The following is a 13676-nucleotide window of genomic DNA, read 5'->3' as shown; positions in this document are numbered from 1 at the left end:
ACCGTTGAGGCGGTTGTTCTCGCCGATGAAGTTGGCGACGAAGGTGTTTTTCGGTTCTTCGTAGAGGGTGCGTGGCGGCGCGATCTGCTGGATCTCGCCCTGATGGAATACGGCAACGCGGTCGGACATGGTCAGGGCTTCGCCCTGGTCGTGGGTCACGTAGACCACGGTCACGCCAAGGCGCTGGTGCAGGTGTTTGATTTCCATCTGCATGTGTTCGCGCAATTGTTTGTCGAGAGCGCCGAGCGGTTCGTCCATCAGCACCAGCTGTGGCTCGAACACCAGCGCACGGGCCAACGCCACACGTTGTTGCTGGCCGCCGGACAATTGCGCCGGATAACGCGATGCGAACGCGTCGAGCTGGACCATGCTCAGGACTTTCTTGACCTTGTCGCTGACGTCGCTTTTGTTCAGGCCGCGCACGGTCAGCGGAAACGCGAGGTTTTCGGCGACGGTCATGTGCGGGAACAGCGCATAGTTCTGGAACACCATGCCGATATCGCGCTTGTGCGGCGGCACGTTGTTGATCGCCCGCCCGGCCAGGAGGATTTCACCGGCGGTCGGGGTTTCGAAACCGGCGAGCATCATCAGGCTGGTGGTCTTGCCGGAGCCGGACGGCCCGAGCAAGGTGAGGAATTCGCCCTTGCGAATGTCCAGGTTGAGGTCTTTGACGATCAGGTTCTCGCCGTCGTAGCTCTTCTGCACTCCACGAAAGCTGACCAGCACATCGCTGGCCCCTGCGTTTGATTCGACCTGGCTCATACCCACACCTTTGTTATTGATGACTGCTGTGGGATTAAGCCTAGTGGCTGCTCGCAGTCACGCAAATCGGGGCGCAGGAGAGAATCGCCTCAGCCGGATGGAAGGCCGGGGGTAGGGATTGCCCTACAAGGATGGCGCGTTTTGGCAAACCCGACGCATGAGTCGGGGCTCAAGCCGTCAGAACCGGCAAAAGCGCCTGTCGCTATTGGATATGTCGCTCAGAGGAGCTTGTGTTCCATCGCGTACTTCACCAGCTCGGCGAGCGAAGTGATGTTGAGTTTCTGCATCAGCCGCGCCTTGTGGGTACTGATGGTCTTGCTGCTCAGGGCCAGTTGCTGGGCGATGTCGTTGACGTTGGCGCCCTGGGCCAGGCGTTCGAACACCGAGAACTCGCGCTCCGACAGCAACGAGTGCAGCGGCCGCGCATCGGTCAGGCCGACTTCGAAGACCATGCGGTCGGCCAGCTCCGGGTCGATGTAGCGCCCGCCCGCCGCGACCTTGCGAATCGCCGTCAGCAGCAGCGCCGGATCGCTGTCCTTGGTCGCATACCCGGCGGCGCCGATCTTCAGCGCCCGGGCGGCCATCTGCGCCTCGTCGTGCATCGACAGCACCAGAATCGCCGGCGGATGGTTCAGCGCGCGGATCCGCGGAATCGCTTCGAGCCCGTTGACGCCAGGCATCGAGATATCCAGCAGCACCACTTCGCAGGGCACGTTACGCAGGGTTTCCAGCAATTGCTCGCCATTGCTCGCCTCCCCCACCACTTGCAGATCCTTGGCCAAGCCGATCAATTGCTTGATGCCTTCGCGAACGATGGTGTGGTCTTCGGCTACCAGTACACGGATCACTTACTTCTCCTCATCCAGTGGCACCCGCACGCTCAGCGTGGTGCCCTCGCCCGGCTCGCTGTCGAGTGACAGCTGCCCGCCCATGATCAACACCCGCTCGCGCATGCCCACCAGTCCGAAGGACGTCGGCCTGCCGGCAGCGGCGACAAATCCTACGCCATCATCGCTGACCGTCAGACACAATTCGTCGCCTTCCTGCGCCAGCGTCAGTTCCACAGTATGCGCCTGGGCGTGGCGCATGACGTTGGTCAGCGCCTCCTGAAGAATGCGGAACAGGCCGATGGCCTTGGCGTCGCTGAGCGGCGCAAGGTTGTCCGGCACCTGCACCAGACACGGAATTTGCGTGCGCGCCTCGAACCGCCGCGCCTGCCACTCGATCGCCGAGGCGATCCCGGCATCGAGGATCGGCGGGCGCAGCGCCGTCGCCACATCGCGCACCAACTGGAACAACTGGGCGATCAGGCGCTTCATGCTGTTCAGGCGTTCGTTCAGACCCGGGTCGAGTTGCGCGTAGGCCAGTTCGCACATCGACGTCTCCAGTTTCAGCACCGTCAGCATCTGCCCCAGCTCATCGTGAACCTCGCGGGCAATGCGCGCCTTTTCCTCTTCACGCACGCTTTCGAGGTGCGCCGACAGTTCGCGCAGTTGTTCGCGGGAGGCCGCCAGTTCCAGTTCGATGCGTTTGCTTTCGGTGATGTCCCAGACAATGCCGTCCCAGACATAGGAACCGCCTTCCAGCTGACGGGTGATGGCCTTGATCTCGGCCCAGCGCTGTTCGCCCTGGCGCGTGAGAATCCGGCCCTGCCACGACCAGTCGCTGTCGGTGTCCAGCGCCTGATCCTGGGTCTGGTGATAAGCGGCCCGGTCATCCGGATGCACCAGACTGCGCAGGCCCATGTCGCGATGGGCGATGGCGGCCGGCGCGTAGCCGACCAGACTTTCGCTGCCCTCACTGATGTAGGCAAAGTCGATTTGCCCGGTGACCGGTGCGCGCTCAAGACGGAACACCAGCCCCGGCACATTGGCCGCGATGCCTTGCAGCCGCGCCTCGCTTTCCTGCAACGCAGCCAGGGCACGACGGCGTTCGGTAACATCGGTGAGATAAACCACCAGGTACTCGCCATCGCGAAAACGCAGGAAGCTCAGCGACACGTCCGCCGGCAGCACACTGCCATCGGCGCGCACACAGTTGGTTTCAAAACTCAGCGGCCCTTCTTCGCTGGCCCGGGCGCGCTTCCACAGGTTGAGCCAGCGATCCATGTGCAGGCCCGGTTCGAAGTCGATCAACGGCCGGTCGATGATCGCGCCCTGTGGATAACCGAGCATGTTTTCTGCCGCACGGTTGGCGTAACGCACATGACTGTCCCAGTTGACCCAGAGAATGCCGACGGTGCTTTGATCGATGGAAAACTGAGTCAGACGCAGGGCCTCTTCGCTGGCGGCACGCAGGGCGATGTCTTCGCGCGCGTCGAACAGGCGTTGTTCAAGACTGCGTTGCTGGCGGCGTTGCCAGAAAACGATGGCCACGCAACTGAGCAGCAGCACCGCGAACAACAGACTCAGGTTCTGCCAGAAGCCCGGCGACTCGGAGAGCCGTGGGTACTTGGGTTGCAGCCACTGCGCATGCAGGCGTTCCAGATCCTTGGCCGGAATTGCGCGCAGGGCGCTTTCAACGATGCCAGCAAGCTCCGGCCAGTCGCGGCGGGTGCCGATGCGCAGCAGTTGCGGCAACCCAATGTCACCGACCACCACCAGCCCGGCAAACTCCGGTTCCGCCGACAGCCGACCGAGCTGCGCCTCATCGACCACCGCGTAGGACGCCTGCTGACTCAGCAACAGTTGCAGCGCCTGGCGCTCCATCGGTACGCCTTGCAGATTCAGGTGGGGATAGTTGCCGCGCAGGTAATCGGCGGTGACGCCGGGCATGCGCACGGCGACGCGGGTCTGGCTGTCGAGTTTTTCCAGCTCCACGGTCGCGCTGCTTTTCTGGTCGCTGACCACCAGTTGCGGCACACGCATGTACGGGTCGGAGAACTGCCACAGACGCAGCCCGCCCGGGGTCTGGGTCAGGCCCGGGGCGATGTCGATCTCGCCGTCCCGGGCAGCGGCCTCGAGTTGTGCCAGATCCTGAAAGTTGCGCCAGCTCAGCTCGACATTCAGCGCCTTGGCCAATGCTTTCATGACTTCGACGTTGGCCCCCGACAGCCGCTGCAAGCGTCGGTCGTATTGCGCGTACGGCGCCTGCAACACCAGGCCCACGCGCAATTCATTGTGCTGCGCGAGCCACTGTTGTTCGCTCGCCGACAACCGCGCGAGGTGGCTCGGTGGCGCAGGCGCCGCCCAGCCCATCAAGGGAAACGCCAGACAGCCGATAACCCACAGGCAGCAAAAACGCATCATTGAAGTCTCATACACTGACAAATTCTGACCAACCCATTAGGCTGCCGGGATAACTTCTGGCCTGGAATAACCGATGCCCCCTGTCTATCGCCTGGCAATGCCAGCATTGTGCCTGTCGCTGATCCTGCCTTGTGCGTTTTCCGTCGAAGCCGCGGATCCGGCACCCACCCCCGCCGAAGAAAAACCGGCCGAACGACAGCCTCTGCTTGAGCGTAGTCAGGAAGAAGCCGCGGCACTCGAACGCAAGGTTCCGGCCCAGGAACAACAGCAACTGCAAGCGGGCAGCGACACCTTCCTCGCCCTGTGGAAACCGGCCAACACCGCCGAACCCAAAGGCGCGGTGATCCTCATTCCCGGTGCCGGCGAAACCGCAGACTGGCCCCAGGCGATCGGCCCGTTGCGCCGCAAGTTGCCGGACGTCGAGTGGAGCAGCCTGAGTATCACCCTGCCCGATCTGCAAAGCGATGCCATCGCACCGCGCGTGGTCGAAGCACCCGCCGCGCCGAAAACCGTCGACCCAGGCAGCAAGGATTCGACCACCGCCGAGCCGATCGAACAAGCCGCCGGTGGCGAAGCCGATGTGGCCGACAAGGTCGTGGCTGAATCCACCGAAGAACAGTCCAAGGCCGACGCCGAGCGAATCTTCGCCCGCATCGACGCGGCACTGGCCTACGCAGAACAACAGAGCGCGCGCAGCATCGTCGTCCTCGGTCATGGCACCGGCGCTTACTGGGCGGCGCGCTACATGAGCGAGCGACAAAGCTCGCAAGTCGAGAAGCTGGTGCTGGTAGCCGCGCAGACGCCGGCCAAGGCCAAACCGGAGCTGGTGGAACTGACGCCGACCCTGAAGCTGCCGACGGCGGACATCTTCTACATGGATAAGGCGCTGGACCGCAACGCGGCACTGGAACGCCTGCAGGCGAGCAAGCGGCTGAAGACGTCCGCGTTCAGTCAGGTCGCACTCAAGGCCCTGCCAGACAACAAGGCCGAGCAGGAGCAATTGTTCCGCCGGGTGCGTGGCTGGTTGAATCCGCAAAGCCCGGACTGAAGAGCCGGGACTGTCAAAACGCAGACAAAAAAAATCGCAGCCCAACGCTGCGATTTTTTTATGCCTAGCGAAAATCCCGCCGTTCGCGAATCAACGTGTAGGCATTGTGCAATTCGCGGGTCCTCTCGGTGGCCTCGCGCACCTGCGCCGGCGTGGCACCTGTCCCGGCCACCTTGTCCGGGTGATGCCGGCTGAGCAGGCGTCGATAGGCACGCTTGATCTGCGCCGGTTCGCTGGTGGCCGATACGCCGAGCAGGCGCATCGCTTCCTGATAGCTCACCGCCGCGCTGACGATCGGACGCTTGTGCGGCTCGTAGTCCGCCGCCAGCGCCTGGATCTGGTGCGTCGTCCAGCCCAGCCACTTGCCCCACTGCGCCAGCAATTCACGCTCGCTGACACCAGCCCGGCCATCGGCCCAGACCATTCGCCAGCAGGCGCGCAACACGCCTTCGGCCGCATGGGGTTGAGCACTCAAGCGACGCAGATAACCGCGCAGATTGTCGTTGCCGGACTTGCCGCGATTGAACGCGGCAATCGCCCGGCGCTGTGCCGGCTCGCTCATTTCCAGCGAGCGCATTTCCTGACGCGCCTGCTGAATGTGACCGTCCGTGACCCGCCCGTCGCTCTTGGCCAGACGCCCGAGCAACACGAACAACAATTCGTCGTTGCGCAGCATCGGCCGCCCGCCGAGTTTTTCCCGCAAATGCCCCCAGCTCTGTAAATGCAGGCGTCGATCCAGCGCCTGCCCCAACAAAGCCCCAAGCATGGCCCCCGGAATGCTGGCGATAGCAAAACCCGCTCCGGCTCCAATCAGAGTCCCTGGCCACAACATATCAGCGACTCGCTTCTATCAAGGCTTCAGCTTCGGCCAGACGCTCGTGCGTACCGACATCGACCCAGTGACCTTTCAACCGCTCGCCAGTCACCTGCCCATCCGCCATGGCTTTTCGCAGCAGCGGCGCCAGTTTGAAGGCACCGTCAGTGCAGCCGTCGAACAACTGCGGATGCAGGACGGCGATGCCGCTGTAGGTCAGGGTCGCCGCATCGGCCTGGCCATCACGCACCTGGCCGTCGGTCAGGGTGAAGTCGCCTGTCGGGTGATGGGCCGGGTTGTCCGCCAGCACCAGATGCGCCAGGCCGTTGATCGGCTGATGCAGCACGCTGAAGTCGTAATCGGTCCAGATGTCACCGTTGACTACCAGAAACGCGTCGTCGCCCAACAGCGGCAAGGCGCGGAAAATGCCGCCGCCGGTTTCCAGTGGCTCGCCCTCCGGCGAGTACTGGATCGACACGCCGAATTGCGAACCATCGCTCAGATGATCTTCGATCTGCTGTCCCAGCCAGGCATGGTTGATCACGATCTCATTGAAACCGGCCGCCGCGAGGGCACGCAGGTGGTATTCAATCAGCGGCACGCCGCCGGCGCGCACCAGCGGTTTCGGGGTGGTCAGGGTCAGCGGGCGCATGCGCTCGCCTTTGCCCGCCGCCAGAATCATTGCCTTCATGCCGTCACTCCGCCACGCAGGCTCGCGAGCAGTGCCTGCAGATCCGCAAGCTCGGGACGGCGAGCGATGACCGCTTCTATATAAGAAAAGAAACGCGGCACATCGCCGAGGTAACGCGGCTTGCCATCGCGATGGCTGATGCGGGCGAAGATGCCGATGACTTTCAGATGGCGCTGCACGCCCATCAGGTCGCTGGCACGCAGGAACTCTTCGAAGTCCGGCTGCACCGGGATGTTCAGCGCCGACGCCTGCTGCCAGTAGCTTTCCAGCCAGCCGCGCACACGTTCTTCAGGCCAGCTGAGGAAGGCGTCCTTGAACAGGCAGGTCACGTCGTAGGTCACCGGGCCATACACGGCGTCCTGGAAATCCAGCACGCCGGGATTCGGCTCGCTGAGCATCAGGTTGCGCGGCATGTAGTCACGGTGCACCAGCACTTTCGGCTGGGCCAGGGCGCTGTCGATCAGCAGATCGCTGACCTTTTGCCACTGCTGCTGTTGGGTAGCATCGAACTCGACGCCCAGCTCGCGTTTCACGTACCACTCGGGAAACAGTTCCAGCTCGCGGCGCAACAACGCGACGTCATAGCTCGGCAGCGGTGCCACCATCGGCAGCTGCTGAAAAGCCAGCAGCGCTTGCAGGGCATCGCTGAATAACGCGTCGGCATTTTCGCTGTCGATCACGTCCAGATAAGTCTTGTTGCCCAGGTCATTGAGCAAAAGAAACCCGCGTTCGAGGTCCTCGGCATAAATTTTCGGCACGTTGATGCCGGATTTCGCCAGCAAAAAGGCGATATCCACGAACGGTTTGCAGTTTTCCTGAGGCGGCGGCGCGTCCATCACGACGAAGCTGCGACCCGCGCCTTCCCAACGGAAATACCGGCGGAAACTCGCGTCGCTGCTGGCCGCGGTCAACGTGGCCGGGGGTACGGCTCCCCAGCCCTGATCGGCAAAAAGGGTTGCCAGCTGTTCATCGAGCCAAACTTTCAGGTGTTGCAAGCGTACATCTTGATCAGGCATTGCAAGGGTCTCCGACGGCGCTAGCCGTCAAGCGGGTCATGCTTTATTATCCAGCATCTTTTTCAGACCATCGAGAGGCGTGCGGCCCACACCGCGGGCAGATGGCACGCAGGAAGCCCGGACTAATAAGATGGCATTGAAATCCCCCGCGTTTCGTAAAAAATTTCCGTTGTTGGTAACCGGCAGTCTGCTGGCTATGCAACCTCTGGCCAGTTCATTCGTTGTTGCCGCCGAGCAGTATGACTGCGCCGTCTCGGCAACGGGAGGCTGGGCCTGCTCGCCGAAGACGCCGGCCGCTGCCTTGCCGCCGCGTCCCGTGCATGACGGCAGTGCCGTCAGCGCCGCCGGCGAAGCCCCGGCCGAGAGCGGCTCCACTGCGGAGTCCGGGCCCAAGCCGGTACTGGTTACCGAGTCCAAGGGCCGTGGCCTGAAATCCCGTAGCGAAGACTACAGTCACCTCGACTGGGTTCCGCGCGAGAAGCTCACCGCCGCCCAACTGGCCGAAACCGGTCCTTACTGCTCTGGTTCCTATATCGAACCGATTCGTCCTGGCATGAATGACAAGACGAATAAAAGTGACGCCCCGACCTTCATCGGCGCCAAGGCGTCGCGTTATCAGCAGGATTCGCAGGTCGCGAGTCTGGCCGGTGACGTGGTCATGCGTCAGGGCAGCATGCAGGTCGAAGCCGACGAGGCCAACCTGTATCAAGCCGAAAGCCGTGGCGAACTGGCGGGCAACGTGCGCATTCGCGACAACGGCGCGCTGATCGTCGGCGACCACGCCGATGTACAGCTGGACACCGGTGAAGCCAAGGTCGACAACGCCGAATACGTGATGCACAAGTCGCGCATCCGCGGTAACGCGCTGTACGCCAAGCGTGCCGAAAACGCGATCATCCGCCTGAAGGACGGCACGTACACCACGTGCGAACCGAACAGCAACGCCTGGCAGCTCAAGGGCAACAACATCACCCTGAACCCTGCCACCGGTTTCGGTACCGCGACCAACGTGACACTGCGGGTCAAGGACATTCCTGTCCTGTACACGCCGTACATCTACTTCCCGATCGACGACCGTCGTCAGTCGGGCTTCCTGCCGCCGACCATCGGCACCGGCAGCGACACCGGCTTCATGCTGGTCACCCCGTACTACTTCAACCTGGCGCCGAACTACGATGCCACGTTGTATCCACGCTACATGGCCAAGCGCGGCATGCTGATGGAAGGCGAATTCCGTTACCTGACCAAGTCGAGCGAAGGTCAGTTCGGTGCGGCGTACCTCAACGACGAGGACGACGAGCGCAAGGGTCAGACCGACTACGACAAGACCCGCTACATGTACAACTGGCAACACAAGGGTGGTCTCGACTCCCGCGTGTTCACCCAGGTGGATTACACCAAGATCAGCGATCCTTATTACTTCCAGGATCTGCAGACCGACCAGATCGGCGTGAAAAGTGCCGACTACGTGAACCAGCAGGGCTCGGTCACCTATCGTGGCGACAGCTACACCGCCCGTTTGAACGCCCAGGCGTACCAGCTGGCAACCGTATCGAACATCACACCGTATGACCGCCTGCCGCAGATCACCTTCAATGGCAAGCTGCCATATCACCCGGAAGGCCTGGACTTCAATTACGAGACCGAGCTCGTCCGGTTTGATCGCGATCTGAAAAGTGGCAATTTCATCAACGAGGATGGAACATCGGAGCGTCGTCTCGACTCGAACGTTTTCGGCCTCGCTCGCGCCAATGGCGACCGTTTGAATCTGAAGCCAGGCGTCAGCCTGCCGATGAACTGGACCTATGGTTTCCTGAAGCCGTCGCTGAAGTACCAATACACCCAGTATCAACTGGATCTGGATGGTCAAGGCAAACGCGACATTGCGACGCAAAATGCCGAGCAAAACAAACTCAACGGCACCTTCGACAGCAACCAGAGTCGCGGCGTACCGATCGCCAGCGTTGACGGTGGCCTGTACTTCGACCGCAATACGTCCTTCTTTGGCAAGAACTACCGCCAGACGCTTGAGCCGCGCATGTTCTACCTCTATGTACCCAAGGTGGATCAGGAAGACATTCCGGTATTCGACTCCAGCGAATACACCTTCAACTACGCATCGCTGTTCCGTGACAACCGCTTCTCCGGCGCCGACCGTGTTGGCGACGAGAACAAGCTGTCGCTGGGCGTGACCAGTCGCTGGATCGAAGACGACGGTTTCGAGCGTCAACGCATCAGCGTCGGCCAGGCTCTGTACTTCAAGGATCGCGAGGTTCAACTTCCAGGCATCGCGTTCAACGATCGGGATGACGCCAAGGCTAATGTTTCGCCTTACGCACTGGAATACGAATACCGCTGGAACCGCGACTGGCGCACCACTGCCGATTACAACTGGGATCCGGACAGCCGCAGCCCGCGATCCGGCAGCGCGATGTTCCACTACCAGCCTGAAGACAACCCGAACAAGGTGGTCAACCTCGGCTATCGCTATCGCAACGACCAGGTCCGTTACGACCAGAACACCGGTAAATGGTCGGTGGGTGGTGGTGACTACGGCACTCCGGGCCAGCCTGGCTACGTGAAGGACTACTACAAGATCCAGCAGCATGACTTCTCGGTCATCTGGCCGATCGTTCCACAGTGGAGCGCGATCAGCCGCTGGCAGTACGACTACAACCGCAATCGCACGCTGGAAGCCTTCGGTGGTTTCGAATATGACAACTGCTGCTGGAAACTGCGCCTGATCAACCGTTACTGGGTCAGCTATGACGAATTCAGTCAGAACGCCCCGGAAAACGAAAAAGGCGACCACGGCGTCTTCCTCCAAATTGTTCTGAAGGGACTCGGCGGCCTCACTGGCGCCAAGGTAGAGAGCTTCCTCGACAAAGGCATCCAAGGTTATCGTCAACGTGAAGACCAAGCTTTCTGATTGTCTGCGCCCGCTGATGCTGGGCGCGCTGTTCCTGGGTACCGCGGCCAACGCCGCGGTGCAGTCCATCGATAAAGTGGTGGCCATCGTCGACAACGACGTGGTCATGCAGAGCCAGCTGGATCAACGCGTCCACGAAGTTCAGCAAACCATCGCCAAGCGTGGCGGCGGTCTGCCGCCTCCGGGCGTACTGGATCAACAGGTGCTCGAGCGCCTGATCGTCGAAAACCTGCAACTGCAGATCGGCGAACGTTCCGGTATCCGCATCACCGATGAAGAGCTGAACCAGGCTGTCGGCACCATTGCCCAGCGCAACAACATGACCCCGGAACAGTTCCGCATCGCCCTGTCTCGCGATGGCCTGTCCTACGAGGACGCTCGCGAGCAGATCCGTCGTGAAATGGTCATCAGCCGTGTGCGTCAGCGCCGCGTGGCCGAACGCATTCAGGTATCGGAACAGGAAGTGAAGAACTTCCTCGCCTCCGACCTGGGCAAGATGCAACTGTCCGAAGAGCTGCACCTGGCCAACATCCTGATTCCGACCCCGGAAAGCGCCAACTCCGAAGCGATTCAGAGTGCTGCACGCAAGGCGATGGACGTTTACCAGCAGCTCAAGCAAGGCGCTGACTTCGGCCAGATGGCCGTGGCCAACTCCGCCAGTGACAACGCCCTGGAAGGCGGCGATATGGGCTGGCGTAAAGCCGCTCAACTGCCACCGCCGTTCGACCGTGAACTGAGCAGCATGACGGCTGGCGATATCACTCAACCAGCACGCACCCCGGGTGGCTTCATCATCCTTAAGCTGCTGGAAAAACGTGGTGGCGAAAGCCAGATGCGCGACGAAGTGCATGTACGCCACATTCTGGTCAAGCCGAGTCCGGTTCGCGACGAAGCCAAGACCAAGGAACTGGCTCAGTCGCTCTACAACCGCATCGAAGCCGGTGAAGATTTCGCCGAACTGGCCAAGAAGTATTCGGAAGACCCGGGCTCTGCCCTCAACGGCGGCGACCTGAACTGGATCGACCCGAACGCACTGGTACCGGAATTCCGCGCAGTGATGGCCAAGTCCCCGCAGGGTCAGCTGTCCAAGCCGTTCCAGACCCAGTACGGCTGGCACGTTCTGGAAGTCCTTGGCCGTCGCGCCACCGACAGCACCGAACAGGCCCGGGAGCAGCAAGCGATGACTGTACTGCGTAACCGCAAATACGACGAAGAGCTGCAAACCTGGCTGCGTCAGATCCGTGACGAAGCGTACGTAGAGATCAAACTCCCTGGTGCAGACCAGGCAGCGCAGTGAAACCCAAGCGTTTCGCGCTGACACCCGGCGAACCGGCCGGCATCGGTCCCGACCTGTGCCTGCTGCTCGCCTCGCAAGCCCAGCCACACCCCCTGATTGCCATCACCAGCCGCGACCTGCTCCAAGAGCGGGCCGCGCAGTTGGGGCTGGCCGTCAGTTTGCTGGAAGTTGCGCCTGACCACTGGCCGGACGCTCCGGCGCCCGCCAACAGCCTGTACGTCTGGGACACCCCGCTCAGCGCCCCCGTGATCGCCGGGCAACTGGACAAGGCCAACGCCGCATTCGTCCTCGAAACCCTGACCCGCGCCGGCAATGGCTGTCTGAACGGCGACTTCGCCGGAATGATCACCGCCCCGGTGCACAAAGGCGTGATCAACGAATCGGGCATCGCATTTTCCGGTCACACCGAATTTCTCGCCGACCTGACTCACACCGCCCAGGTAGTCATGATGCTCGCCACCCGCGGTTTGCGCGTGGCGCTGGTCACCACTCACCTGCCCTTGCGCGACATCGCCGATGCGATCACGCCGGAGCGGCTGGAGCGGGTCACGCGAATTCTGCACGCCGACCTGCAACAAAAATTCGGCATCGCCCAGCCGCGTATCCTGGTCTGCGGGCTCAACCCGCACGCCGGTGAAGGCGGACACCTGGGCCATGAAGAAATCGACATCATCGAACCCACATTGGAGCGCCTGCGCGGCGAGGGCATGGACCTTCGTGGCCCGCTGCCTGCCGACACTCTGTTTACCCCCAAATATCTGGAGCACTGCGACGCAGTGCTGGCGATGTACCACGACCAGGGCCTGCCCGTGCTGAAATACAAAGGCTTCGGCGCTGCGGTCAACGTGACCCTGGGCCTGCCGATCATCCGCACGTCGGTCGACCATGGCACCGCCCTGGATCTGGCCGGCAGCGGCAAGATCGACACCGGCAGCCTGCAAGTCGCCCTGGAAACCGCCTACCAGATGGCCGAGACCCGTTTATGACCGAGCAATACCAACACAAGGCGCGCAAACGCTTTGGCCAGAACTTCCTGCACGATGCCGGCGTCATCGACCGCATCCTGCGCTCCATCAGTGCCAAGGCCGGCGACCGCATGCTGGAAATCGGGCCGGGCCAGGGCGCATTGACCGCCGGCATCCTCAACTCCGGCGCACAGCTGGACGTAGTAGAGCTGGACAAGGATCTGATCCCGATCCTCAACCAGCAGTTTGCCAACAAGAGCAATTTCAACCTGCATCAGGGCGATGCGCTGAAGTTCGATTTCAACAGCCTGAACGCTGCGCCGAACAGTCTGCGCGTGGTCGGCAACCTGCCGTACAACATCTCCACGCCGCTGATTTTCCACCTGCTGAACAACGCCGGCATCATCCGCGACATGCACTTCATGCTGCAGAAGGAAGTGGTCGAGCGTCTGGCCGCAGGTCCTGGTGGCGGCGATTGGGGCCGTCTGTCGATCATGGTTCAGTACCATTGCCGGGTCGAACACCTGTTCAACGTCGGCCCGGGCGCGTTCAATCCGCCGCCGAAAGTCGACTCGGCGATCGTCCGTCTGGTACCGCACGCAGTGCTGCCGCATCCAGCCAAGGATCATCGCCTGCTCGAACGCGTGGTGCGTGAAGCCTTCAACCAGCGTCGCAAGACCCTGCGCAACACCCTCAAGCAGTTGCTGAGCAACGCCGAAATCGAAGCCGCCGGCGTCGATGGCAGCCTGCGCCCCGAGCAACTCGATCTGGCCGCGTTCGTGCGCTTGGCCGACAAGCTCGCCGAACAGCCGGCGAAAGCACCTGAAGCCTACTGACCGGCAATGATCGCTATCGGGCGGGACGCCAACTCTGGTCTACTGCCCGATACTTGCCTAGACTGAATCC

General features: G+C 61.9%; 11 protein-coding genes. 5 read left to right on the top strand and 6 right to left on the bottom strand.

The annotated features are described in order from the left end of the window. From K5E37_RS13940 to K5E37_RS13930, 3 genes are all read right to left on the bottom strand, one after another. On the bottom strand, window positions 1-762 hold a 762-nt coding region (locus K5E37_RS13940; RefSeq protein WP_260404186.1), incomplete at its 3' end, for an ABC transporter ATP-binding protein. Window positions 763-980: 218 nt separating this feature from the next. Further along, a complete protein-coding gene (locus K5E37_RS13935; RefSeq protein ID WP_011336200.1) occupies window positions 981-1610 on the bottom strand; it encodes a response regulator transcription factor in 630 nt (209 codons plus the stop codon). Further along, window positions 1611-4010 carry a PAS domain S-box protein gene (locus K5E37_RS13930; RefSeq protein ID WP_085609097.1) on the bottom strand — a complete coding sequence of 800 codons (2400 nt, stop codon included), beginning with the start codon at window positions 4008-4010 and terminating at the stop codon, window positions 1611-1613. It lies immediately after the preceding gene. Window positions 4011-4083: 73 nt separating this feature from the next. On the opposite strand from K5E37_RS13930, the gene K5E37_RS13925 reads away from it, so the two are divergent. Continuing rightward, window positions 4084-5058 (top strand): alpha/beta hydrolase family protein, encoded by a 975-nt coding sequence (locus K5E37_RS13925; protein ID WP_221534136.1) that lies wholly within the window; start codon window positions 4084-4086, stop codon window positions 5056-5058. Window positions 5059-5122: 64 nt separating this feature from the next. On the opposite strand, the gene K5E37_RS13920 is transcribed toward K5E37_RS13925, so the two are convergent. Genes K5E37_RS13920 through K5E37_RS13910 form a run of 3 tightly spaced genes read right to left on the bottom strand, consistent with a single transcriptional unit; the run spans window position 5123 to window position 7579 of the window. After that, window positions 5123-5890, bottom strand: coding sequence for a TerB family tellurite resistance protein (locus K5E37_RS13920; protein ID WP_115079403.1), 768 nt, complete (start codon window positions 5888-5890; stop codon window positions 5123-5125). A gap of 1 nt (window position 5891) precedes the next feature. Continuing rightward, a complete protein-coding gene (gene murU / locus K5E37_RS13915; RefSeq protein WP_221534135.1) occupies window positions 5892-6563 on the bottom strand; it encodes an N-acetylmuramate alpha-1-phosphate uridylyltransferase MurU in 672 nt (223 codons plus the stop codon). After that, window positions 6560-7579: an aminoglycoside phosphotransferase family protein gene (locus tag K5E37_RS13910; protein WP_221534133.1), complete on the bottom strand. Its 1020-nt coding sequence runs from the start codon at window positions 7577-7579 to the stop codon at window positions 6560-6562. Before K5E37_RS13910 ends, murU begins: the two co-directional genes overlap by 4 nt. Before the next feature lie 130 nt (window positions 7580-7709). Between K5E37_RS13910 and K5E37_RS13905 the strand changes: the two genes are divergently transcribed. Genes K5E37_RS13905 through rsmA form a run of 4 tightly spaced genes read left to right on the top strand, consistent with a single transcriptional unit; the run spans window position 7710 to window position 13606 of the window. Further along, window positions 7710-10508: an LPS-assembly protein LptD gene (locus K5E37_RS13905; protein WP_221534131.1), complete on the top strand. Its 2799-nt coding sequence runs from the start codon at window positions 7710-7712 to the stop codon at window positions 10506-10508. After that, on the top strand, window positions 10489-11805 hold the full coding sequence (gene surA, locus K5E37_RS13900; protein WP_007959918.1) for a peptidylprolyl isomerase SurA: 1317 nt from the start codon (window positions 10489-10491) through the stop codon (window positions 11803-11805). The genes K5E37_RS13905 and surA overlap by 20 nt, the downstream gene beginning before the upstream one ends. Beyond that, on the top strand, window positions 11802-12791 hold the full coding sequence (pdxA, locus tag K5E37_RS13895; protein WP_085609092.1) for a 4-hydroxythreonine-4-phosphate dehydrogenase PdxA: 990 nt from the start codon (window positions 11802-11804) through the stop codon (window positions 12789-12791). Before surA ends, pdxA begins: the two co-directional genes overlap by 4 nt. Next, entirely contained in the window at window positions 12788-13606 is an 819-nt protein-coding gene (gene rsmA, locus K5E37_RS13890; RefSeq protein ID WP_221534129.1) for a 16S rRNA (adenine(1518)-N(6)/adenine(1519)-N(6))-dimethyltransferase RsmA, read from the top strand. The genes pdxA and rsmA overlap by 4 nt, the downstream gene beginning before the upstream one ends. Window positions 13607-13676 lie beyond the last annotated feature (70 nt).

It is taken from the genome of Pseudomonas sp. RIT778, from assembly GCF_019718735.1.
GTDB classification, from domain to species: Bacteria; Pseudomonadota; Gammaproteobacteria; order Pseudomonadales; family Pseudomonadaceae; genus Aquipseudomonas; species Aquipseudomonas aphyarum.
Note: the sequence above shows the minus strand (reverse complement) of the source record. Positions and strands in the feature narration are given on the sequence as shown.

Coding starts and splice junctions, on each gene's coding strand:
- K5E37_RS13930 (WP_085609097.1), bottom strand. CDS start 4,010: ATGATGCGTTTTTGCTGCCTGTGGGTTATCGGCTGTCTGGCGTTTCCC.
- K5E37_RS13925 (WP_221534136.1), top strand. CDS start 4,084: ATGCCCCCTGTCTATCGCCTGGCAATGCCAGCATTGTGCCTGTCGCTG.
- K5E37_RS13920 (WP_115079403.1), bottom strand. CDS start 5,890: ATGTTGTGGCCAGGGACTCTGATTGGAGCCGGAGCGGGTTTTGCTATC.
- murU (WP_221534135.1), bottom strand. CDS start 6,563: ATGAAGGCAATGATTCTGGCGGCGGGCAAAGGCGAGCGCATGCGCCCG.
- K5E37_RS13910 (WP_221534133.1), bottom strand. CDS start 7,579: ATGCCTGATCAAGATGTACGCTTGCAACACCTGAAAGTTTGGCTCGAT.
- K5E37_RS13905 (WP_221534131.1), top strand. CDS start 7,710: ATGGCATTGAAATCCCCCGCGTTTCGTAAAAAATTTCCGTTGTTGGTA.
- rsmA (WP_221534129.1), top strand. CDS start 12,788: ATGACCGAGCAATACCAACACAAGGCGCGCAAACGCTTTGGCCAGAAC.